Here is a 22,536-nt window from a genome sequence, read left to right on the forward strand (position 1 = left end):
CAATCTGGGTTTCCTCTTGAGTTCCATCTCTTAAAATTCTTTCCAGAATGAAAGAGGAAAACAATCTGTAAGATGTGGATTCTTTCATTCGTATTCGCGGCGCTCGGGAACATAATCTTAAAAACGTAAATCTGGACATTCCTCGTGACAAATTAATCGTTGTCACCGGACTTTCCGGTTCAGGCAAATCTTCATTGGCTTTTGACACCATCTATGCGGAAGGTCAAAGGCGTTATGTGGAATCACTTTCCAGTTATGCGAGGCAGTTCCTCGGGCAAATGGAAAAACCGGAAGTGGATCTGATCGAAGGGCTTTCTCCTGCCATCTCGATAGAACAAAAAACAACTCATAGAAATCCTCGTTCCACAGTGGGAACTGTCACAGAGATCTATGATTATCTTAGATTATTGTATGCCCGTGTAGGAAAACCGCATTGTCCCAAATGCGGAACTTTGATTTCTTCTCTCTCGATCGATCAAATCACAGATCGGATCAATTTGTTTCCGGAAGGAACCAAACTACAAATCCTAGCTCCCGTCATCCAAGGCAAAAAAGGGGAACATCGGGAAGTTTTGGAAAAATTCAAAAAAGACGGATTCAACAGGGTTCGTGTGAACGGAGAAATCTATTCTTTGGAAGATGAAATCCCTCTGAAGAAAAATTTCAAAGCGGACATCGAAGTAGTGGTCGACCGGATCGTAATGAAACCGGGGATCCAATCCAGACTTACGGATTCCGTAGAAACCGCCTTACGAACATCAGATGGAATTCTGATTGTAGAAGACGGTGAAAAAGACCATCTCTATTCTCAGAAATTATCCTGTCCGAAATGTGATGATGTATCCATTCCGGAGCTTACTCCGCGTCTTTTTTCTTTCAATTCTCCTTTCGGGGCATGTTCGGAATGTGATGGACTTGGCGCCATACTTGAGTTTGACGAACAGCTTCTTGTTACCGACGAAAACGCATCTCTTGCGGAAGGTTGTATCGAAGCTTGGGGAGGATCAAAATCCAATTCCTATTGGTATATGGCGACAGTTACCGCCATTTCCAAAAAACTCAAATTCAGTTTGAATACCGCCTGGAAGGACATTCCCCAAAAAATCAAAGACATTATCTTTTACGGAGATGAATCCATCCAGATAGATTATGATTTTCGGGGAGCCAATTCGCATTATGAGTTTTCACGGAATTTCGAAGGGATCATTCCCAATCTGAAAAGAAGATACAGGGAAACAAAATCCGATTCCATGAGGCAATGGTTTGAATCTTTTATGACAAACCATGATTGTCATGTTTGTAAAGGAAAAAGACTTCGCCCGGAAGCGTTGGGCGTTAAAGTCCAAGGAATAGGAATCGACCAGTATACTAGTTTTTCCATCGGCAAGGCGCTCGCATTTACCAAAGAAAGTAAATGGACCGGTGCGGATGAAATCATCAGTAAACCCATCTTAAAAGAGATATTGCAGAGACTTAGTTTTCTTTATGATGTGGGAGTCGGGTATTTGAATTTAAGCCGCTCTGCAGGAACCTTATCCGGAGGAGAGGCGCAAAGGATCAGACTCGCTACTCAAATCGGTTCTCGCTTAATGGGCGTTCTGTACATTTTGGACGAACCTTCCATCGGACTCCACCAGAGGGACAATACGAAACTAGTCAATACTCTGAAGGGTTTACGTAACCTGGGTAACACGGTTCTTGTTGTAGAACACGATAAGGAAACCATGGAAGAAGCGGATTTTATCGTGGATATGGGTCCTGGTGCGGGTGTTCACGGAGGAGAGATCGTATCTTTCGGAACTCCGGAACAAATTAAAAAAGATCCTCATTCTATGACAGGGAAATATCTGACCGGCGAAAAACGCATCCCTATGCCGACGGAAAGACGCACCGGAAATGGAAAGTTTTTAAAAATTCTGGGAGCTACGCATAACAATCTAAAGAACATCGATGTTTCGATTCCTTTGGGAACGATCACTGTGATCACAGGAGTTTCCGGTTCGGGTAAGTCGACTCTCATCAACGAGATATTGTACAAAGAGTTGGCGTCTTCCATCAACGGATCCAAACTTGTTCCCGGAAAACATAAAAAAATCCAAGGAAAAGAACATCTAGATAAGGTGATCAACATCGATCAGTCCGCAATCGGTAGAACTCCCCGATCCAATCCGGCAACTTACACAGGTTTGTTTAATCATGTAAGGGAACTTTTCAGCGGACTGGAAGAGGCGAAGGTCAGAGGTTACGGCCCGGGAAGATTCAGTTTCAATGTGGCGGGAGGAAGATGTGAAAAATGTGAAGGGGACGGAATCCTAAAGATTGAGATGCATTTTCTTCCCGATATCTATGTGGAATGCGAAGTCTGCAAAGGCAAAAGATACAATCGTGAAACTTTGGAAGTTAAGTACAAGGGAAAAAATATCTCCGATATTTTGGATATGACAGTGGAAGAAGGAGTCGTGTTTTTCGAAAACATTCCTTCCATCAAACGAAAACTGGAAACACTTGTGGATGTGGGTCTCGGATACATCAAACACGGACAAGCAGCAACGACTTTCTCGGGAGGAGAAGCGCAAAGGATCAAACTTTCCACCGAACTCTCCAAACGACCTACCGGAAAAACTTTATACATACTGGATGAGCCGACGACAGGACTTCATTTCAGTGATATAGAAAAATTACTTCAGGTATTGCAAACCCTTGTGGATAAGGGAAACTCCATGATCATCATCGAACACAACTTAGATGTGATCAAAGCAGCCGATCATTTGATTGACATCGGTCCGGAAGGGGGAGAAGGAGGCGGACGGGTGATTGCGGAAGGAAAACCGGAAGAAGTGGCTCTTGTCTCCGAATCATTTACCGGACAGTATTTGAAGAAAGTATTGGCGGAGGAAAAAAGTTTCGATAAAAAATTTCCGAAACCTGCCGCCGCAGCTTTGAAAACGGAAATAGTAAGTTCCGGTTCCGATAAAAAAGTAGCTTCTCCGAAGAAGGTTAAGAAAAAGAAGTGAGCCTGATTTTGGAATCCACCAAACAAAAATTAAATGGAATGAAGGATCGGGAGATACTCCATTCTTTTTATAAAGATAGAAAGCATTTACTACTAGAGTCAGGCATTTATCAGGTGTTGGAAGATTTTGAAATTCCCGGGTCTTATTTGAAGTTTCAAAATTGTCTTCAGGAATTGGTTCTTTTGGAAGATGGAATCAATTTGGCGCTTTCCATTATGGTGGAAATCAATGTAGCGGGGGGAGTTTTGTTGCATTCCGAAACCGGTAAAGGCAAAGAGCTCTTGGAAAAAATCCGTTCTACCGATTTCATCGTTGCGACGGGTGTATCCGAACCGAAATGGGAAGGCCAACTGAAAAATATAAAGTCCTGTCTTTCCGATTCTTACCATCTAACAGGAACAAAATCTTTTATTACAAACGGAGTTTCCGCCGATTGCATACTTTGGGTATTGCCTGAGAAGGAAAGTTTTTCGGTTTATTCCGTGGATATATCAAAGCATAAAGAAACCATCCAAACCGAAGAGATCAAAACCGCATTTGCGAGTCTTGTGAATCATTTGAAGATCAGTTTGGAAAATTACCCTTTAACAAAGGAAGATTTGGTGATCACCGATTACAAATCGATCGGTCTTGAACTGCGATTGAAAGAATTATTCGGACTCGTTTCATTACTACTCGGATTTGTTTTAAAAATGTTTCCGCAAAGTCTTCCAGAAATCATTCAAAGCGAATGGGACAAGCTCCATTTTTGGAGAAATGAAAATGCAAAAGATCTGATTGTATCCAATTATTTTTCAAAACTGGAAGCTATATTTCCTTTTCCCATTCAAACCTTACTGGAATCTCTTTCCAAGTATTACGGACTAACAGCTTCTGCAGAATTGCCAAAGATTCATCCTGACTTCGCCTTATTTATTTGGGAAGATTCCGTAACACGTTTTCTTACTAAAAAAAAGAAATCCGGCTAATGATGGTGGTGGCCGTGATGACTATGTCCTATATGATGTTCTTTTTCCTGAATGGCCACGGAATCCAATTTTGATTTTATCTTTTCCGAAATAAGTTCCACATGTACAAATTGTACGCCAAAATGGGATTTGGAAAGAGTATGAACCTGGAGGGTAATCGAATCTCTATCCGCATCTTCTTTTACGAGTAATTGCAATTCCAAAGAATAGATGCCTGAAGTCAATTTTCTGACCTGGACTTTTGTCACCTCTCTCACTCCCTGGAATGCCAATAGGTGTTCAATCAGATGTTCTTTTTCGAAATCCGGAGGCTCCGCTTCCAAAAGAATTTCAAGACTTTCTCTTACAACAGATACGGATGTCTTTAGAATAAAGATCGCAATGAGTAGACTGAGTATGCTGTCGATTGCGGTATATTCGGTTAGATGGATGATGATCGCACCGATCACAACCGCAACCGTTCCGAGTAAGTCGCTTAACACATGTAAATATGCAGATTTTAGGTTCAGACTTTCTTTGCTGACCCGAAATAACAAACCCGCCGAAATAAAATTGATAATCAGTCCTATGACGGAATAAAGAAGCATAGATTCCACATGGATCGGTGTGGAACTTATGATCCTTCCGTAACTTTCATAAAGTATGAAAATGGCGATTCCTACAAGCAAGAGTCCGTTGGCAAGTGCAGCCAATACTTCGAACCGATGAAATCCGAAAGGGAATTTTTTACTCGGTTTTTTGCCGGAAATAAAAATTGCCGAAAAAGAAATGACATGAGCAAATACATCCGTTGCAATATGACCCGCATCTGCAAACAAAGCAAGACTCCCGCTTTCTTTCGAGCCGAACCATTCTATGAAAAATATGGAAAGGGAGAGGACTCCGGAGATCCCTAAAAAAGTAAGCAACTTCCTTCTTTTTTTACCTTTCGCATGGGTTAATTCAAATCCTTCGCTTTTCATTCTTGTGGGTTTTGGTTTCCGAGAGCTCTGGGAACGACTACAATGTCCACGCGGCGGTTGAGAGCTTTGTTTTCCTTCGTGGAATTAGGAACAATGGGTTGGTATTCGCTAAATCCGGCTGCGGAAAAATTTTTGGGGTTTAGGTTTTTATTTGTGAGGATATGATCAAGTACAGCTAATGCCCGTTCCGTGGAAAGATGCCAGTTGTTTCTGAATTTTGTTTTGATCGGAACATTATCCGTATGGCCTTCGATATTGATATAATTTTCAGGGTAGGAAGCCAGGATTTCCTTGATTTTATCTATGGCGGGAAGGATGGCAGGTTTCAATTCCGCAGATCCGCTATCGAAAGAAATCTTATCATCAATATTGATTACCAATTTATTATGAAATCGTTTCAACCGGATCTGACCGGACAGGATCTCTTTGGAAAGTTTTTCTTCCAGTTCTTTTGCCTGTTCCGAGAGACGATCCAATTCTCTTTTTTGATTTTTAGTCAATTGTTTCAGATTATTGATTTCATTTTCCAGATTACGGATACGTTCCTTGAATTCGTCCGTCTTGGATTCGTATGAATCGCGTAACGCTTGTTCCTTCTGAAGGCAGGCTCTCTCCTGGTCTTCCAGTTTTTTCTTGAGAGAATCTATTTCCTTTTTGTCTTTTTCTTCTCTTCTTCTGGCATCATCGGAAATTTCTTTTTCCTTATCCGTTCCTTTTTTCTCCAGACCACGTATGCGGATATCGTAATCACGCATTTTATCTCCGTAGTCTTCTTTGTCTTTGGCGCGATTTCTTTTTTCCAGCTCCAGATCTTCCGTCAGGTTTCTGAGCTTGGATTGAAGTTCTTTTTTCTCTTCTTCATGCAATGCCAGATCGTTTTCGTATTGTTTGCGAAGATCCTGCAATTCCAATTCCAAAGCGTATTTTTCTTTGTAAAGTTGGTTGTATTCAATCGGAAAGTAAATCCAATCCGCCAATAGACTTGCAGGGAATAATAATAATACCAGCAAACATTTTGTTTGAAGTAGTCGATTGTACATTTTACTTTGCATCTTCCAATGTATCTTCAATATTTACTTTAGGGAGTTTCTGAGCTTCGTTTTTGACTCTTTCCCAATCCGCCGTCTTTTTTCTCGTCTCCGTTTTTCTGTTTCCATACTGAGATTCGAAAGTTTGTTTTTTGATAAAGTCTTCGTCTTTCGGGGTTTTGCCTTGAGATTCCTGAAATTTAACTGCGATCTCCGCACGAACCAGTTCCAGTTCCGCGATGGATTCGGACAACAAAGATTCCTTCATGGCAAGATAAGCGGTGTCTTCTTTTTCTTTTTGGATCCAAACAAGTAGTCTTGTTTCTTCTTTGGATTTTTCCAGATCGGAACTTTGTGCTTCATCTAAGTATCGTTTGGCGCCTTGGCTGTCGTCTTTCAATAAGGCGAGTTTTTCTTTTTCCCTGAGTAGGGAGGAAACAGCGGAATGTTTTAAAATTTTGGATTTGGAAATTTTGATGGATTGAGATGTGAGTTCGTTCGTTTTCTTTTGGGAACTGACTTCGTTTTTAAGAGCTACCACTTTTTGTTTTAATACTTTCGAGGCATTTTTCTGCTCTTCATTCATGACTTCTTCCCGAACCAGAGGGTCCGGAACGGTTGTAAGTTTCGGTTCAAAAAGGGCGCACCTGGAAAAAACAACTAGGACAAAAATGGTCACATAGAAAAGTCGAAAGGGGGAAGACATAAGCAAAGACTAGCTTTTAGGTGACATAATAGTCAATTGTAAAATATAGGAAAAACGGCGATATGGAAGAAGAAGCAAGAAAAGAGACCTTATTTCGCACCAAAATTGACCGTGAAAGCGAATCCTATAACGAGTTTTTGGATTCCCTTCGACTTGAAATCCAAAACCAGGCAAACTCCCATTTGAAAACAATGTTGGAGGGGGCACACCCCGCCGACATCGCCACTTTGTTTCGGGATCTGGAAACAGAAGAGTCTCTTTATCTGTTCCGCCTTCTTTCTTCCGAAGAACAATCTTATACTTTGATCAAAATGGAAGACGAAGACTTGCAAAAGTTTTTGGAAGAACTTTCCATTGAGGAAATTTCCAAGACCATCCAGTTCAATGAGACGGATGAAACCACTTATCTTCTTTCTTACCTAACACCCGAAAAACGAGATCAAGTGTTGTCACGATTGAACAAATCGGACTCCTTTGAAATCAGATCCCAGTTGGGATTTAGAGAATCCAGCGCCGGAAGACTAATGTCCAAGGACTTCGCTACTGCAAAGTTAGGTGACAATGTCAGGAAGGGGATCATCAATCTAAGAAAAAAAGCGAAAGAAATCGAAGATATTTATCAAATTTATATTACCGACGAAGACGGAGTATTAAAAGGATTTATTCCTCTCAAGACGTTATTTCTTACACCGATCAATACAAAGATCGCAAAGATAACCAATTATTCGGTTTACTCTTTTCATTATGATACGGATCAGGAAGAGGTAGCCAATTCCTTTAAGAAATACGATCTTGTCAGCGCCGCCGTAGTCGACGACCTGGGAAGAATCATCGGCCGGATCACTTTGGATGATGTACTTGAAATTGTCGAGGAAGAAGCTTCCGAAGATATTTTGAGAATGGCCGGGGTTTCGGAAGACGAAAGACTCGCCACTCCGATTTTACAATCCGTAAAAAGAAGAATCATCTGGCTCAATGTGAATTTACTCACTGCATTTATTTCCTCCACCGTGGTTGCTTATTTTGAGGATACCATTGCAAGAATCGTAGTACTTGCAACGCTAATGCCGATTGTAGCTGGACTCGGAGGAAACGCGGGTACACAATCGGTAACTGTTGTTATCCGGAATATCGCCACAGGAGATCTGACATTTTCCAATTGGTGGGATGCGGTCAATAAGGAAGTGATCATCGGTTGCATCAACGGACTTGTTCTGGGAACGATTACGGGTGTGATGATTTATCTGGTGAAGGGGAATATGGTTTTAGGTTTTGTAGTAGGGTCTGCAATGCTTGTAAATATGTTAGTCGCCTCACTCATAGGATCATTGGTTCCTATTTTACTGAAAGCAGTTAGAATCGATCCGGCCATTGCGTCTTCCATCTTTGTGACGGCTTCGACGGATGTATGCGGATTTTTCTTCTTTTTGGGCCTTGCCACGCTACTTGCCAAATATCTTGTATAATATTCTTTCTGTAAAATTCTTGCCACTCACTCCAGGGTGGGCAAACATTCTAAAATAATGAATTCTCGTTTTTTGTTCTGCGTACTTCTTCTAGTTTGCTCTTTCTCATTTTTTCTTTGTAAAACTACAACTAATTCTGAAAATGCGAACTCAAATCCCGTTATCATTCCGGTGGGTGATATACTTCCTCCTCCCGGTGGAGAAGGAGAAGTGATTCTCAATGAAAGAGGGGAAGCGGTTCCCAATTCAACCTCGGAGCTTCCTTTTTTCCAAAAGAAATCGGAAATGCCGAATGAACTTTTCCGAGTGTATCTGGCGTCAGACAGTTACCAAGTCCGCCAAATCCGGTCTACGGACAAAATCCAAAGGAAACCCGATCCCGGCGGAGATGAGCTTGCAAAAGAAGAACTAAAAAAATTCGATCTGATCAGTTTTGTAGACGATGGTTATGTATCCATCGGTCTCAATACCAATACGGGAAAATTGGAAGCAATTGCATTTGATAGAAGAGTTCCTAGGATCAATGATATAGCCAAGATCATTCAAAACGATGCCTCCCGTTGGAATTACGAACATCTGTCAAAAGACGGTTTGCCTACGGTTACTAAATTTTTAGTAACCTATCAGATTCGTTTGTTTGCCAGCAAATCCAGAGACGAAATTAAACAAATGTTACAGAAAAAGAAATAGGTCCGGTTTTAAAAACTTACCAGCTGAACTTTCCGTTTTTTGCGTAATTGAATTTCATCGTTTCTCCCAGTCCCGGTACTTGCAATCCTGAGCCGCCGTTCAAGTCAAACCCAGCCGTTTTGGATTGAATGGTTTTGTAAAGTCCGGAGCTGATCGTATTCACCGGAAAGGCGGTATTCACTTTTACGATCGATTCCTTTCCGTTATTGATGATTTCTTTCGGAGTTCCGTTCAGAAATTTTTCTCCACCTAACTTCAGATCATAATTCAAATCCTGGAAAAGTAGTTCGGATGCGGCTTTGTTCTGGAAATTCAAATCAAATTCCGTATTGAGTTTTAAATCCAGATTGGAAAGTCCGGCGCTTGCTGCGGACTGGGCCGCTTGGGTTTTGGATTTTCCGGAAAGTAGACCGTCCAAAAAACTGATCGCAGTATTTGCCACCGTAGATGTGTTAGCTGAGGATGTGATTTGGTCTTTTGTAGGAATTAGAATTTTGAAATTTTTAATATCTACGGAAGGAAGGACTGCGGGAATCTCTCTTTGCTTTTGGAAAGGAAAGCTGATTGAATCCTGTCCTACCATCGCAAGCGAGGAAGGTAGAGGAACTTTTAAGTTTCCGTCGATGCCTACGGTAAGAAGCGCTTTGCCGGGAATCTTTTGATAGAGTTTCACTATGTCTTCGTATTTGATTTTGATTTCAAAAGAAAGGTCTTTTGTTTTTTTTGATTCGATGGCCCCGAGGTCGGTGGAGATATGGGAAAGTTTCGTTCCTTCTATATTCAAATCCATTTCCAAAAGGGATTTAGGTAAACTGAGAGGATACGGATTTTCCACGGAAGTTACCATGTTGAGTGTAATGTCCGTTAGTGTAATTTCCTTGATATTCAAGGACTCAAAACTAAATTCGGGTTTTGGAACCTTATCTTTCAATACCCCCAATACGGAACAATTGACTATAGTGAAGGTGAAAATGCAGACAATGAGTTGTTTCATGACTTCAAAACTTCCACCTGAAAATCCGGTTGTCAAGTGAATTGAATTTCGAGCACTACGGGTGCATGATCCGATACCGCAGGTTCCGTTACGATCTTAGCTGATTTAAGTAATGATTCCAGTTTTTTAGAACCCAGAAAATAATCGATCCTCCATCCCTTATTATTTTTCCTCGCTTGAAAACGATAGGTCCACCAGGAATAAAGATCCTTTTTCTCCGGATGCAATTTTCGAAAACAATCGATCATTCCCAGGGAAAGAAAGTCCGTCATCCACTTACGTTCCTCCGGCAAGAACCCGCTGTTTTTTTCATTTCCTTTCGGATTGTGGATGTCGATCTCAGTGTGCGCGATGTTTACATCTCCGCAAATCAGAAGAGGTTTTTTCTTTTTTTGTAAATCTTTTGTTAACTCAACCACCCGATCCAAAAAAATATATTTGATCGCTTGTCTTTCTTCACCGCTTGTACCGGAGGGAAAGTAAAGATTCCAAAAATAAAAATCAGAAAATTCTAATAATACGGATCTTCCTTCGGAAAGAAAAATTCCATCACCATAGCCAATATCACTCTTTTTTGGCTCAGGCTTAGCGAAGATCGCTACGCCACTGTATCCAGGTTTCTCCGCAACACAGCAATATGCTTTATAACCGAGCTTTGTCCAATGTTCTTTTTCTATTTCCGAAAGAGGTGCTTTTGTTTCTTGGAATGCAAAGATGTCGGGTTTCTCTTTTTTAATCAAATCTACCAATCCTTTTGAGGTGGCAGAACGAATTCCGTTGCAATTTAACGTAAGAAATTTCATATAGAAATGGAATCGAAAATAATCACTAAATAGTCGATATTAAAACAGGTATGCTAGAAATTTCTCCCGATATTCCCTTCCTTGCCAAGTCAGAAATACGTTTTCTGGTTTGGGACAGAGCCCCGCAAAGTTTAGAGACTTGGAACTGGGCAGACGGAACTTATCTTTTCTTTCAGTCGAGAAGTTTGACGATTGGAAAGGAATATAGGTTTGGCGGTCCTCTTTGGGGAATACCAAGTTATTGCCAATACATAGAATACCCGTTTTATCTTTCCAATGATCCTGAAGCAGTGAAGGATTTAAGCGATGTTTGGGCCGCGACTTTGGAAAACAAAACCATTACGGTTTTGATATCCGCAGATGAGGAAGAGAATGCCCGCCTGCAATTTGCAAAAATCCTACTTTCTTCCAACCAAAATCTATCTTGGGAATCAGTAGCAAAACAATTCGGACTGATCGGAGAAAACTATCTCTTGTTAGAAGAGTTTTCAAAAGACGCAAAAAAACCTTTTTCCAAAAAGAATCTTCAAACCAAAAACTCTCCTCCGATTACAATCATCGGTTCTCATCTTGTGAAAGAAGTAAGGCCGAAACCGGAAACTTTTACAGCCAAAACGATCGTTCTTGAGAAAAAGATAGAAGAGGTTGTTTCTATTCCGGAACCCATCTCAATCTCAGTGTCCTCTTTGGAAAGAGAGTCTTTGGAAGAACAATCTTCCCAGGAAATCGAAGCACCTAAACCGACTAACATCGAAATTGTGGAAGCAAAGGAAGTGGTCGCAGTTCCGGAACCACCGGCAACAGAGCCGGTCGAAATGGAAACTCAATCCAATAACGGGACCTCTATTCCTGAAGAAAAGGAAGAAACCGCCCCCGTTCCAACACTTACGGAAGAACCTCCCAAGTCCAAATTTTCCATTCAGGTAAAAATGATGGGAGTGATTTCCCTTCTGTTTATCTTATCAGTATCCACTATTATTATATTAGCATCTTTCTTTTTCAAACGATCTACCGAATTGTCCCTTCGGGCGAATAACTTGGAATTGGCGGAAATCGTGGGTTTGAAAGTAAAGGATGATGTGCTCAGCGTTGTAGTAAAGGGTCGCCAGATCGCAACGACACTTACTTCACAAGGACTACCGGAAGACCAAAGAAAGTTACTGATTCGTACATTCTTTGAAAGTGATAAGGAGTTCATCTATCTGGGGATTTTTGAGAAACAAGGCGATTCGTTGGTTCTCAAAAAACATGTGTTCAATGAAGAAGAATTGAAACAATCCTCACTTACGGAAGAAGACTTTCAGAATGTAGTTGTCCGTAATAAGGATGCGTTGGCGGAAGCATTCAACGGCCAACCCATCTTATTGAATTCCAGTCCGGGCTTTCAGGAACCTTCGTTTGCCATTGCAATACCTGCTTCCGAAAACGGTCAACTGGACAATATTTTGGTGATGATTGTCAAACTTGACAAAATCATCAGTGCTTTTGAGAAAAAAGGAATTCAGACCGTATTTATGGTAAACGGAAAGGGAATTGTTATCGCCCACCCGAAAGAAGATTTGGTGTTAGCTGCTACCGATTTATCATCCATGCCGATTGTTCGCACCATGTTAACGAGTGCGGCTAATAAAGCACAAAGTAGTTATATCGATCCTGAATTAAAGTCCCCCTTTCTGGGTTCCTTTCAAAAGATAGGACTTGCGGATGCGGGAGTGATTACAATCGTCTCCGAGGATAAGGCGTTCGAAGACGTATATGATATCCAAAGAAAAAATCTTTATATCATGGGAATCGGTCTTTGTTCCGCGATTCTTGCCGTATTCTTCTTTTCAAAAACGATCACCAAACCCATTTTACAATTGTTATCCGCTACTTTGGAAATTGCAAAAGGAAATTTCCGCGTGGGAATCAAACCGACTACCAAGGATGAGGTGGGAATGCTCACTCAATACTTTGTGGAAATGGGGCATGGTCTGGAAGAAAGGGAAAAAGTAAAAAGTATCTTGGGTAGCATGATCGATCCTGTCGTGGTTCAGGAAGCTATGGTGGATCTCGCCGCATTGAAACGAGGTTCCGAAGCAAGCATCACTGCCTTTTTTTCCGATATTGCAGGTTTTTCGACGATTTCCGAACAGCTGAAATCCGCAGACCTTGCGGCACTTCTCAATGAATATCTTTCTGCGATGACACTCATCCTAAAACGCCACGATGGAGTTTTGGACAAATACATCGGGGACGCGATCGTGGGAATTTTCAATGCTCCTGTTCTTGTTCCGGAACATGAATTGAAAGCAGCCCGCGCCAGTGTGGAAATGATTGCTAAGCTTGCGGATTTGCGGGAATATTGGACCAAGAACGATTTGTATTCCAAAGAAGCGCAAGCGATGGATTGTCGGATCGGATTGAATTCCGGTCTTGCGAAAGTCGGATTTATGGGAACGGACGCACTAGCTTCCTACACAATGATGGGAGACACTGTCAACCTCGCAGCCCGTTTGGAAGCGGCAGGAAAGGATTACGGAGTCAATATATTGATCAGTGATTCCGTAAAACAAGCTACAGAGACGGAAATGTTCTCCCGCTATCTGGATTTAGTTCGGGTAAAAGGAAAAAATGAGCCCGTAAAAATCCACGAACTCATCGGCTTTAGATCCGAGGTAAGTCCAAATATAATAGAGGCAGGAGAATTGTACGAATCCGGTTTTACGGCTTACCTAAACCAGGATTGGGACAAGGCGATTTCCTTATTTGAAAATGCGGAGAAGGCGAAAGGCAAAAAAGACAAAGCTTCTCATTTAATTATAGAAAGGTGTTTGGAATACAAACTCTCCTCTCCCGGAAAGGATTGGGACGGCGTATTTACAAGAACCCACAAATAGGGGAACTTATGCGTTTTTTCAATGATACAAAATACGTAGTCACCTTCCTGCTTTCTTTGATAGGGCTGTTTTCATTTTTATTGTATAAAAATCTAACAGCGCGTCCCGGAGAATCGGACAGTCCTACCATCGGTGTACTTACTTTTAAAACAAAAACCGTACTTAGAAAATACAACGATCAGGTTGTTTGGGATAATATCGAATCCAGATCCGAAGTAAAAAACAGAGATACGATTCGTACGGAAGGATTTTCCGATGCGGTCCTTACTTTAAATGACGGAACCAAAATCAATATTGCCGAAAACTCAATGATCCTTTTGGATATTTCCGAGAAAAATATAAATATCAATTTTGCTTATGGTGCCTTTGATGCTGCTCGTGACGGAGGAAGCACAGGGGAAACCAAAATGAACATTACGTCAGGTGACAAAACCGTAGAAGTCGGCAAAGGTGATGTCAAACTGGATAAGACAAAAGACGAGTTGAATGTAAAAGTAGGAGAAGGGGAAGCGAAGATTCATTCCAATGGAAAAGAAGAAACCGTCGGGAAAGATCAGATGGCGAGTGTTTCCAAAGAGGGTGTGAAGGTTTCCAAACCTAAATTCAGTTTGGTGTCACCTCCCGATAAGAAAAATTATTTCGTAGAATCAGGCAATGAAACCGTAAATTTTGCATTCAATGGAGTAACACAGGAAACACTTAAAACCTCTCCCACGATCGAAGTGTCCGCTTCCCACGATTTCGCCAAACTGATATTAAAAGATAAAATCAAATCCGGATCTTATTCCAAATCACTGGGCAATGGTTCTTATTATTGGCGAATCGCATACCTTGATCCCGAATCGAAGACAAAACAGTTTTCCGAAACCGGCAGATTCAGAGTGTTGACCGATCCTCCTCTTCGATTGTTTTCTCCGAAAGAAGGAGACAATTACAATTATACAAACGATCTTCCTGTCGTTAAGATTGTATGGAACCAATTGGATTTATACAGTAGTTATACGGCTCAAATCGCTGAAGATCCGGGATTCACAAAGGGATTAAAATCCAAACAGACCCAGAATCAATCCATTGCCTTCGATGGTTTGGGAGACGGAACGTATTTTGCACGAGTCGTTGCAAAATCAAATATGCCGGATGTACAGGAAAAGACTTCTTCCGTAAGTAAATTCACCGTCGGTAAAAAACTAAATCTGGAACCTCCCGTAATTTTGGAACCTGCCAAAGGGAAAGTATTTACCAAAGATCAGATTCAAAATAATATTTTCTTCACCTGGAAGGACAATAAGGACTTTCCGTCTTTTGCTTTGGAAGTCAGTTCCGACTCCAATTTTTCAAAGACACTCATCAAACAAACGACTCAGAGCAACTTTTTAAAACTAGGTTCCGATCTGAACGAAGGAAATTATTTTTGGAGGGTTCGGGGAACGCAAAGCGGAAAAGAGGATATTGTGTCCTCGATCGGAAATTTTTCCATCGTCGCAAAAGAGGATTTGAATCTGGTTTCCCCGAATAACGGCTCTGATGTGGAAGCAAACGAAAACGGAGGAGCGGTCCTTCGTTGGAAAAAATTATCCGCAAAATCGGAATATGTTTTGGAAGTCTCGAAATCTCCCGATTTCAGTTCCGTAATCCTGAAAGAAACCACTTCAAATCATTACCTGGAAGTGAAATTAAAAGAATTCGGGAAATACTACTGGCGGGTGACGGGAGCATCCAATTCGGGAAACACTTCCAGTGATTCCTGGAGTTTTTCCTTTAACACTTCCATGGAAGCACCGGTTCTTGTTACGCCTACCAGAGGAGAAACCATTGATTTGCTTTCCAAAACAAGTATCGCATTTACCTGGAAACCGACTGAAAAAGCAATCGGCTATAGAATTCGTTTGATCGATATCAGCGGAGTGCGCGAAAAACAGGTGTTTAGCGAAAGAGTGACACAACCCAAATACGGTTTCAACGATTTGCAGAAATTAAATGAAGGCAGGTTTCGCGTGGAACTTTGTTCCTTGTATGGAACTACTTCCGGTGAAAAAGAGTCGGTTTATCATAGATCCGAATTCTATATATCTTTGCCTGCTATGAAGATTCCTAAAATTTTAACTCCTGGAAAAATCTATGTGGAATAGAATCCTAAAAGGATCTTTTGGCTTTAGTCTGATATTTTTTATATCAATGAGTGTATATGCGGAAGAGCCTGCTTCAACCGATGAACCCCCTCAATCCATATCTTGGCAGGAAATCCCGGGAGCTTCCGGATATATTTTGGAAATCAAAAATTCAAACGGATATATGGTATTGTCCGAAAAGACTACATCCAATTCGTACAATGTAACCAATCTGGGATCGGGAGTCTACGAACATAGGGTAGGTGTTATCAACAAACTGGGGAAAGTCGGTGCTTATTCCGAATGGGTAAGATTGGAAGTAGTGGTTTCCAAAGTTCCTACTTTAACCAATGATAGTATTTATTCCATTTCCAAAGAAGACAAACAAAAGGTTTTTGATCTGCAAGGTACTGACTTTGTCGATCAAATGAGAGTCTATATGGTCATCGATGGAAAAAAAATTCCTGCCAAGAAGGTAGAAGTGGAATCGGCCACCAGAGCCCGTGCGGTTTTTGATATAGACCCGAGTATGAATACCGGGATCTATGATTTGGTTTTGGAAAACCCCAGAAAGAAAGCTTTGAATGTAAGACAGAGAATTGTTTTCTCCGAAACCAAAGAAAAGGCGAAACGATTCGCTACAAGACAGGAAAGGATTTTGAAGAAGGAAATTCCGGAAGACTATTATGAAACACCTTATTGGTCTACATTTTGGAGATCTTCCCTGATTCCCGGCTGGGGGCAAAAATACATAGATGGCGAGAATTGGAAATTCTACGTATATCCCGTTGTTGCCATAGGGATCGCAGGTGCCTACGCAAGTTCGTATTCCAAATTTCAATCGGCCAAGTCTTCTTATGAAAGTGCAGTGCTGGTTGGAGTGTTCCTGGCAGAAGATCCCAATTCTCAAATTTTGTGGTTAATGAATCGAAACTCCGCACAAGCGAATTTCAACTCTGCCAAACAGCAATTAACAACGATTCAAACAGGTGCGGGAGTGCTCGGTTTATTTGTGCTTTATAATCTCGTAGACGCCTATTTTTCCGCTAGAAGGAACGTAGCCGGATTGGAAACCGCCCCCGGTCTTCCTTTGGGACAGGAGACTGCAAGAGTTAACGCTAAAATGGCGGCAGACCCATTCTCTTCGATCCAGCCTGCGTCCGGATATAATGTATCCTCATCCTATCAGGTGGAATTCTCGCTTCGTTATTAGACAAAAAGCTTGAGAGTAGAGTGTAATTCGAAATAAGGTATTCTTATGCCTGTTTCGATTGTGCAAGCGGATCTCGGTCGTCCTTCCAGTTTTCAACATTTGCTGAAGAAAGCAAAAGAGGATTTGAGTTCCGCCAAAGAAAAAGTAATCCCCATCATTCAGTCCGTGAAAGAGAACGGGGACAAAGCAGTTAAGGAATTTACAGAGAAATTCGATTCCATCCGATTGGATTCCGTGATTCTGGACCCGCATTCGATTCAAACGAATGTTCCCCAAGACATTCAAACCGCATTTTTAACCGCAAAAAAAAATATAGAAGAATTTCATCGTGCACAGAAAAGGGATTCCTGGAATGTGAAAGTCGATGGGAACCTGTTAGGTGTAAAATACACCCCCATTCCATCCCTTGCGGTTTATGCACCGGGAGGAACAGCGCTCTATCCATCCAGCGTTCTGATGGGAATCATTCCTGCAAAAATTGCAGGAGTGAGGGAGATTCAATTGGTGACTCCTCCCCAGAAAGGAGGGCTTCCCGAGATCCTGGTATGGCTCGCACAAATTTTAGAAATTGATCGTATCGTTACCGTCGGTGGAGCTCAAGGAATCGCAGCCGTTGCTTACGGCACGGAAACCATTCCCCGCTCGGAATTTGTAGTTGGTCCGGGAAATTCCTACGTTGCGGCCGCCAAATCCTACTTAGCCGGGATTGGCCAGATCGGGATCGATAGCCCCGCAGGTCCCAGTGAAGTTTGTATCATTGCTGATGAATCCGCCAATCCGAAATGGGTGGCTTGCGATATGTTATCGCAAGCGGAACATGGAGAGGACTCATCGGCGGTTTTGCTCACTACAAGTGCAAAGCTTGCGGAGTCCGTTTCCAAAGAATTGGAAATTGCATTCGTAGAAAGACCGAAACGATTGGAAATGAAGAAAAAAGCGATTTATGAAAATTCATGCATTTGTATTTTTCCGAGTCTTGAGGATTGTGTAACATTTTCGAATCTTCTTGCTCCCGAACATTTGGAAATACAAACGGAAGACCCTCATTCCGTATTTAAAGGAATCGAACATGCAGGGTCCGTTTTTCTCGGAAATTATTCTCCTGTTGCGATGGGAGATTATATCAGCGGAACCAATCATATACTTCCCACTGCAGGAGGAAGTAGAATTTATTCCTCGTTAGGTGTGGATAGTTTTCTCAAACGTGTTACCTTTCAGGAAATCACAAAAGAATCATTGAACAGACTTTACCCTCATGTCAAATTGATGTCCGAACTTGAAGGTTTGGATGAGGAACATGGAACAAGTGTTAAGGTGAGATATGAGGAAGATTCAAAGTGATTGTTTGTAAAAGCAAAGAAGAGCTGAAGTCTTCGATTTCCCTTTGGAAAAAAGATGGAAAATCGGTCGGTTTTGCGCCTACTATGGGTTATTTGCATTCCGGTCATATCTCATTGATAGAACAATCGAAATCAAAGGCAGACAAAACCGTAGTATCCTTGTTTGTCAATCCCACTCAGTTCAATGACCCGGAAGATTATTTGAAATACCCATTGGATATCGAAGGCGATTTGAAAAAATGCGAAGATGCCGGTGTGGATCTCGTATTTTTACCGACAAAAGAAACCATTTATCCCGATGGAAATCCCGATCTGATTATGAAACAGCCGGGGCTTCAAAAGAATCTTTGCGGGCGAACAAGACCCAATCATTTTGAAGGGGTAATGCTTGTTGTCAGTAAACTATTTCATTTGGTAACCCCTGATTTAGCTTTCTTCGGACTGAAAGACTACCAACAATTCAGAATCATCGAAGAGATGGTTCGTATATTGGATTTTCCCATCCAAGTCATCGGAGTTCCCACACTGAGAGAAAAAGACGGACTTGCCATGAGTTCCAGGAACGTCCGTTTGACGGAAAAAGAAAGAGAGAATGCAAGTCTGATTCCCAGAATGTTTACTCTTGCAGGAAAACTTCTTAAAGACGGAGAAAAGAATCCGAAAGTGTTTCATGAAATTTTGGCCGATTTTCTTTTGTCTTCTCCGGATGTAAAGATTGATTATATTGAGTCGGTTGACCCGCATACCTTACAGGAAAAATTGACATTGGAAGGGGATCTGTTGCTTGCAATTGCAGTCTTCTTGGGAAAAACAAGGCTCATCGACAATCAGCGTTTTTCCAAAACTTGAGAGAACCACTTGAAAACCAAAGAACTTGCCAAATCGATTTCTCTTGATTATAAAGAGATTTTCAAACAATTAAAAAAATCGGAAGTGAGTTTAAGTGGGATTCCCGAATCCGCTCATTCCCTAATAACATCCGAGTTATTCAAAGAGATTCCAGGTAACGATCATTATGTTGTGATCTTGCCTACCAATCAGGAAGCGGAAGCGTTTTATCGCGAGCTTTTGAGTTTTTTACCGAATGATATCATCTATTTATTTTCAGGCCCGGAAAATATTCCTTACGAATATACCAAATGGCAAACGGAATGGAAAAGAGACCGAATTCTTTCCATCAATCGGATATTTTCCGATAAAAAAGCGATCTTTATTACATCCGTATCTTCCATACTCAGAAAAATTCCGCATAAGAAGAGTTTGCGGGGAAAATCCGTTTTACTGCAACAAGGAAAGGATTTTGTATTATCCAAATTGATAACGGAACTGGTACGTTTGGGTTATCACAGGGAAGAAGTTTGCGAACAATTCGGTCATTTCAGTTTGAAAGGCGGAATTTTGGATATATACACTCCTTATTCGAATCATCCGGTGAGGATCGATTTTTTCGGAGATACTGTGGATGAAATCCGAACATATGATCCCAATACTCAAAAATCGATTCAAAAAATCGAAGAGGTTCTCATCACCGCCGCGAACGAATCGGTTCCGAGTATGGATGAGATCCAAAAATACAAATCCATTTTGGAAGAGAATGCGGAGAAACGCCTTCCTATCGAAGAAGAAAATGTCATCATAGAAGAGCACCTTCCTCTCGTTAGGTTGCATGAAGGAATCCTGCATCTATTCGATTCAAAGCCTGTTTTTATCTTCCCTAAATACCAGGAATCCAAAGAGAGAGCCTTCGGGATGAAAAGGGAATATGAGACTTTGTTCGAAAAGAAGAAAGACGAGTCTTTGTGTTTGGAGCCGAAGGAACTACTTTCTTTTGACGAGGAGTGGTCCTTGCTTACGGAAGAAAATTACCCTTCCGTTCATTTTCATCTTTTACCTGAAAAAGAAAACAATATCCCCGTTTTTCCTTTGAGTGAGTCCAGAAGTTTCAGAGGAAAGATCAGAGAAGCAAAAGAATATTTTGATGAGATTCTTGCAAGCGATGACCAAGCAAAGATTTTAATCACTTCCTCTTTCGCAGCTCAACTCAGCCGATTGCAAGGGTTATTTCCCGATGACAAAATCACAACTCTCAATCCCGAATCAGATGAACCAAAACAAATAGATATTTTTTCCAAGAAACCCGGGCTGTATCTTGCCATTTCCGATTTGAGAAAAGGATTTTCCGTTGCCGACGAACATTTGTTCGTATTTACAGACAACGATCTCTTCGGCCGTCAATACAAAAGAAAGACAAGATATAAAAAACAAGCTTCGCAGATGATCGAATCTTTCATTGATTTGAAAGAGGGTGATTACGTAGTACACGTAAATCATGGTGTGGGGCGATTCGTAAAAATCGAACGTACAAAAGCGGATGGAAAAGAAAGGGATTTTCTAAAATTAGAATATTCGGGACAAGATACATTATTTGTTCCTTTGGACCAAATTTCTCTTGTTCAAAAGTACATCGGAGGAACCGATTCTCCGAGACTTGATACTCTTGGCAAAAACTCCTGGAAGAAAGCAAAGGAAAGAGTACAGGAATCGGTAGATAAATTAGCCGAAGATCTGGTCCTTATGTATTCCAATCGGATGAAGCTGAACGGATTTTCCTTTCCTCCCGATACGATTTGGCAGGAAGAGTTTGAAGCGGCATTTGAATTTGAAGAAACTCCCGATCAGATCTCGGCGATCGAATCCGTCAAACAGGACTTAGAGTCCAGTAGGCCCATGGACAGGTTGGTATGCGGGGACGTGGGTTACGGAAAAACAGAAGTAGCGATTCGCGCTGCTTTTAAAGTGATTATGGCGGGGAAACAAGTGATGTTACTCACTCCTACCACGATCCTGGCATTGCAACATTTCAATACATTCAAACTAAGATACGAAAATTATCCCATAAAACTAGGATTTATTTCCAGGTTCCGTTCTCCTTCCGAAATCAAAGAGGACTTGCGTCTGTTTGGTGAAGGAAAAATCGACATGCTCATAGGTACCCATGCGATTCTTTCTTCCAAAGTAAAACCGAAAAATTTGGGATTGCTTGTAATCGACGAAGAACAGAAGTTCGGTGTTAATCATAAGGAAGCGATTAAAAAATTCAAACAACTTGTAGATGTTTTGACTCTGACTGCGACTCCGATTCCCCGCACTCTTCATATGGCACTCACGGGGATTAGAGAGTTATCCATTATTTCCACTCCGCCTAAAAACAGACAAAGTGTCGAAACCTATGTTTTGGAAGAAGACGATGTTCTGATCCAGGAAGCGATCCGCAAGGAAATGGAACGAGGTGGTCAGATTTTTTATCTCTACAATCGAGTGGAATCGATTGAAGAAGAAGCAAATTATGTACGCTCTCTGGTTCCCGAAGCAGCAGTGGGAATTTTACATGGCCAGCTAACAGAAGATGAGATCGAAGAAACTCTGGTCGATTTCTATCATAGAAAATATGATATTTTAGTCACTACTACGATCATAGAATCCGGAATCGATATGCCGAATGTAAATACACTGATCGTAAAGAAGGCGGATATGTTCGGTTTGTCCCAGCTCTACCAAATCCGGGGAAGAGTGGGTAGATCCGATCGCAAAGCATTCGCTTATTTATTTTACCCTTCTAAAAAGCTGATCACTGAGCTTGCTGAAAAAAGATTGAACACTATCTTTGAATACCAGGAGCTTGGATCGGGATTTAAGGTTGCCATGCGGGACTTGGAAATAAGGGGCGCGGGGAATTTGCTCGGGAAAGAACAATCCGGCGATATCATGGAAGTCGGATTCGACCTTTATGTGAGAATGTTGGAAGAAGCGATTTCCAGAGTCAAAGGCGAAGAAGTTCATGTGGAAGTGCGAACGGCTGTTAATCTTTCTACCAATTTTTATCTTCCCGACGAATTCATTCCGGATACAAAACAAAAGATCGAATTTTACAAACGATTTGAAGGCGCGGGTAATCTGGATGAAATAGAAGAGTTGTCTCTTGAGATGGAAGACCGTTTCGGAGAACTTCCTACGATTGCCAATACGTTTGTGGAATTGGAAAAGATCCGGACTCTTTCGTCCACTCTCGGCTTTGAATCCGTTTCGGAAAAAGGAGAGGAAGTCCGATTCAAATGCGGAACTTATTTCAGAGGCAACCCGGATAAGATCATTCAGGCATTGGGAAAGTTTCCCGGACTACTCATTCACCCGCAAGAGCCGTCCATTCTACGTTATTCGCCGAACGAAAAGGACGATCTGAAAAAGATCAAAAAGCTATTGTCTTTACTCATCTTTCTTTCTCTGGACCAACCTCCTGTAGTAAAAAAGTGATGGACAGACGGTCTGTTTTTAGAAAATCTTTTCACAAAATATACAATAAAGTCG

At 41.4% G+C, this 22,536-nt stretch carries 15 protein-coding genes; 10 read left to right on the forward strand and 5 right to left on the reverse strand.

Translation table 11 applies throughout. The features are described 5' to 3' along the window. Positions 1 to 74: 74 nt before the first annotated feature. Entirely contained in the window at positions 75 to 3,014 is a 2,940-nt protein-coding gene (uvrA, locus tag DI077_RS08475; RefSeq protein ID WP_167837122.1) for an excinuclease ABC subunit UvrA, read from the forward strand. Beyond that, a complete protein-coding gene (locus DI077_RS08480) occupies positions 3,011 to 3,982 on the forward strand; it encodes an acyl-CoA/acyl-ACP dehydrogenase (RefSeq protein ID WP_109019721.1) in 972 nt (323 codons plus the stop codon). The genes uvrA and DI077_RS08480 overlap by 4 nt, the downstream gene beginning before the upstream one ends. On the opposite strand, the gene DI077_RS08485 is transcribed toward DI077_RS08480, so the two are convergent. Genes DI077_RS08485 through DI077_RS08495 form a run of 3 tightly spaced genes read right to left on the reverse strand, consistent with a single transcriptional unit; the run spans position 3,979 to position 6,678 of the window. Then, positions 3,979 to 4,944 carry a cation diffusion facilitator family transporter gene (locus DI077_RS08485; RefSeq protein WP_109019722.1) on the reverse strand — a complete coding sequence of 322 codons (966 nt, stop codon included), beginning with the start codon at positions 4,942 to 4,944 and terminating at the stop codon, positions 3,979 to 3,981. The genes DI077_RS08480 and DI077_RS08485 overlap by 4 nt on opposite strands. Beyond that, complete coding sequence (locus DI077_RS08490; RefSeq protein ID WP_109019723.1) at positions 4,941 to 5,984, reverse strand: OmpA/MotB family protein; 1,044 nt, start codon at positions 5,982 to 5,984, stop codon at positions 4,941 to 4,943. Before DI077_RS08490 ends, DI077_RS08485 begins: the two co-directional genes overlap by 4 nt. Position 5,985: 1 nt before the next feature. After that, a complete protein-coding gene (locus DI077_RS08495) occupies positions 5,986 to 6,678 on the reverse strand; it encodes a hypothetical protein (protein ID WP_109019724.1) in 693 nt (230 codons plus the stop codon). Positions 6,679 to 6,740: 62 nt separating this feature from the next. On the opposite strand from DI077_RS08495, the gene mgtE reads away from it, so the two are divergent. Together mgtE and DI077_RS08505 are read left to right on the forward strand one after the other, a co-directional pair. Beyond that, positions 6,741 to 8,144, forward strand: a complete 1,404-nt coding sequence (gene mgtE / locus DI077_RS08500; RefSeq protein WP_109019725.1) for a magnesium transporter — start codon at positions 6,741 to 6,743, stop codon at positions 8,142 to 8,144. A 57-nt stretch (positions 8,145 to 8,201) separates the two neighbouring features. After that, positions 8,202 to 8,834: an LA_2219 family laminin/E-cadherin/plasminogen-binding protein gene (locus DI077_RS08505; RefSeq protein ID WP_109019726.1), complete on the forward strand. Its 633-nt coding sequence runs from the start codon at positions 8,202 to 8,204 to the stop codon at positions 8,832 to 8,834. Between the two features lie 16 nt (positions 8,835 to 8,850). Here DI077_RS08505 and DI077_RS08510 read toward each other — a convergent pair whose 3' ends face one another. Together DI077_RS08510 and DI077_RS08515 are read right to left on the reverse strand one after the other, a co-directional pair. Then, a complete protein-coding gene (locus tag DI077_RS08510; protein WP_109019973.1) occupies positions 8,851 to 9,828 on the reverse strand; it encodes an LEA/WHy family protein in 978 nt (325 codons plus the stop codon). 32 nt (positions 9,829 to 9,860) lie between these two features. Further along, positions 9,861 to 10,631, reverse strand: coding sequence for an exodeoxyribonuclease III (locus tag DI077_RS08515; protein ID WP_109019727.1), 771 nt, complete (start codon positions 10,629 to 10,631; stop codon positions 9,861 to 9,863). A 50-nt stretch (positions 10,632 to 10,681) separates the two neighbouring features. Between DI077_RS08515 and DI077_RS08520 the strand changes: the two genes are divergently transcribed. Genes DI077_RS08520 through mfd form a run of 6 tightly spaced genes read left to right on the forward strand, consistent with a single transcriptional unit; the run spans position 10,682 to position 22,482 of the window. After that, positions 10,682 to 13,510, forward strand: coding sequence for an adenylate/guanylate cyclase domain-containing protein (locus DI077_RS08520; protein ID WP_109019728.1), 2,829 nt, complete (start codon positions 10,682 to 10,684; stop codon positions 13,508 to 13,510). Positions 13,511 to 13,518: 8 nt separating this feature from the next. Beyond that, on the forward strand, positions 13,519 to 15,639 hold the full coding sequence (locus tag DI077_RS08525; RefSeq protein WP_109019729.1) for a FecR family protein: 2,121 nt from the start codon (positions 13,519 to 13,521) through the stop codon (positions 15,637 to 15,639). Then, entirely contained in the window at positions 15,629 to 16,831 is a 1,203-nt protein-coding gene (locus DI077_RS08530) for an LIC11435 family protein (protein ID WP_109019730.1), read from the forward strand. Before DI077_RS08525 ends, DI077_RS08530 begins: the two co-directional genes overlap by 11 nt. A gap of 45 nt (positions 16,832 to 16,876) precedes the next feature. Then, complete coding sequence (hisD, locus tag DI077_RS08535) at positions 16,877 to 18,172, forward strand: histidinol dehydrogenase (protein ID WP_109019731.1); 1,296 nt, start codon at positions 16,877 to 16,879, stop codon at positions 18,170 to 18,172. Next, positions 18,169 to 19,020 carry a pantoate--beta-alanine ligase gene (gene panC, locus DI077_RS08540; protein ID WP_109019732.1) on the forward strand — a complete coding sequence of 284 codons (852 nt, stop codon included), beginning with the start codon at positions 18,169 to 18,171 and terminating at the stop codon, positions 19,018 to 19,020. Before hisD ends, panC begins: the two co-directional genes overlap by 4 nt. Positions 19,021 to 19,056: 36 nt before the next feature. Further along, a complete protein-coding gene (mfd, locus tag DI077_RS08545; protein WP_109019974.1) occupies positions 19,057 to 22,482 on the forward strand; it encodes a transcription-repair coupling factor in 3,426 nt (1,141 codons plus the stop codon). Positions 22,483 to 22,536: the final 54 nt, after the last annotated feature.

It is taken from the genome of Leptospira kobayashii (genome assembly GCF_003114835.2).
Lineage (GTDB): Bacteria > Spirochaetota > Leptospiria > Leptospirales > Leptospiraceae > Leptospira_A > Leptospira_A kobayashii.

Coding starts and splice junctions, on each gene's coding strand:
- DI077_RS08485 (WP_109019722.1), bottom strand. CDS start 4,944: ATGAAAAGCGAAGGATTTGAATTAACCCATGCGAAAGGTAAAAAAAGA.
- DI077_RS08490 (WP_109019723.1), bottom strand. CDS start 5,984: ATGTACAATCGACTACTTCAAACAAAATGTTTGCTGGTATTATTATTA.
- DI077_RS08495 (WP_109019724.1), bottom strand. CDS start 6,678: ATGTCTTCCCCCTTTCGACTTTTCTATGTGACCATTTTTGTCCTAGTT.
- mgtE (WP_109019725.1), top strand. CDS start 6,741: ATGGAAGAAGAAGCAAGAAAAGAGACCTTATTTCGCACCAAAATTGAC.
- DI077_RS08505 (WP_109019726.1), top strand. CDS start 8,202: ATGAATTCTCGTTTTTTGTTCTGCGTACTTCTTCTAGTTTGCTCTTTC.
- DI077_RS08510 (WP_109019973.1), bottom strand. CDS start 9,828: ATGAAACAACTCATTGTCTGCATTTTCACCTTCACTATAGTCAATTGT.
- DI077_RS08515 (WP_109019727.1), bottom strand. CDS start 10,631: ATGAAATTTCTTACGTTAAATTGCAACGGAATTCGTTCTGCCACCTCA.
- DI077_RS08520 (WP_109019728.1), top strand. CDS start 10,682: ATGCTAGAAATTTCTCCCGATATTCCCTTCCTTGCCAAGTCAGAAATA.
- DI077_RS08525 (WP_109019729.1), top strand. CDS start 13,519: ATGCGTTTTTTCAATGATACAAAATACGTAGTCACCTTCCTGCTTTCT.
- DI077_RS08530 (WP_109019730.1), top strand. CDS start 15,629: ATGTGGAATAGAATCCTAAAAGGATCTTTTGGCTTTAGTCTGATATTT.
- hisD (WP_109019731.1), top strand. CDS start 16,877: ATGCCTGTTTCGATTGTGCAAGCGGATCTCGGTCGTCCTTCCAGTTTT.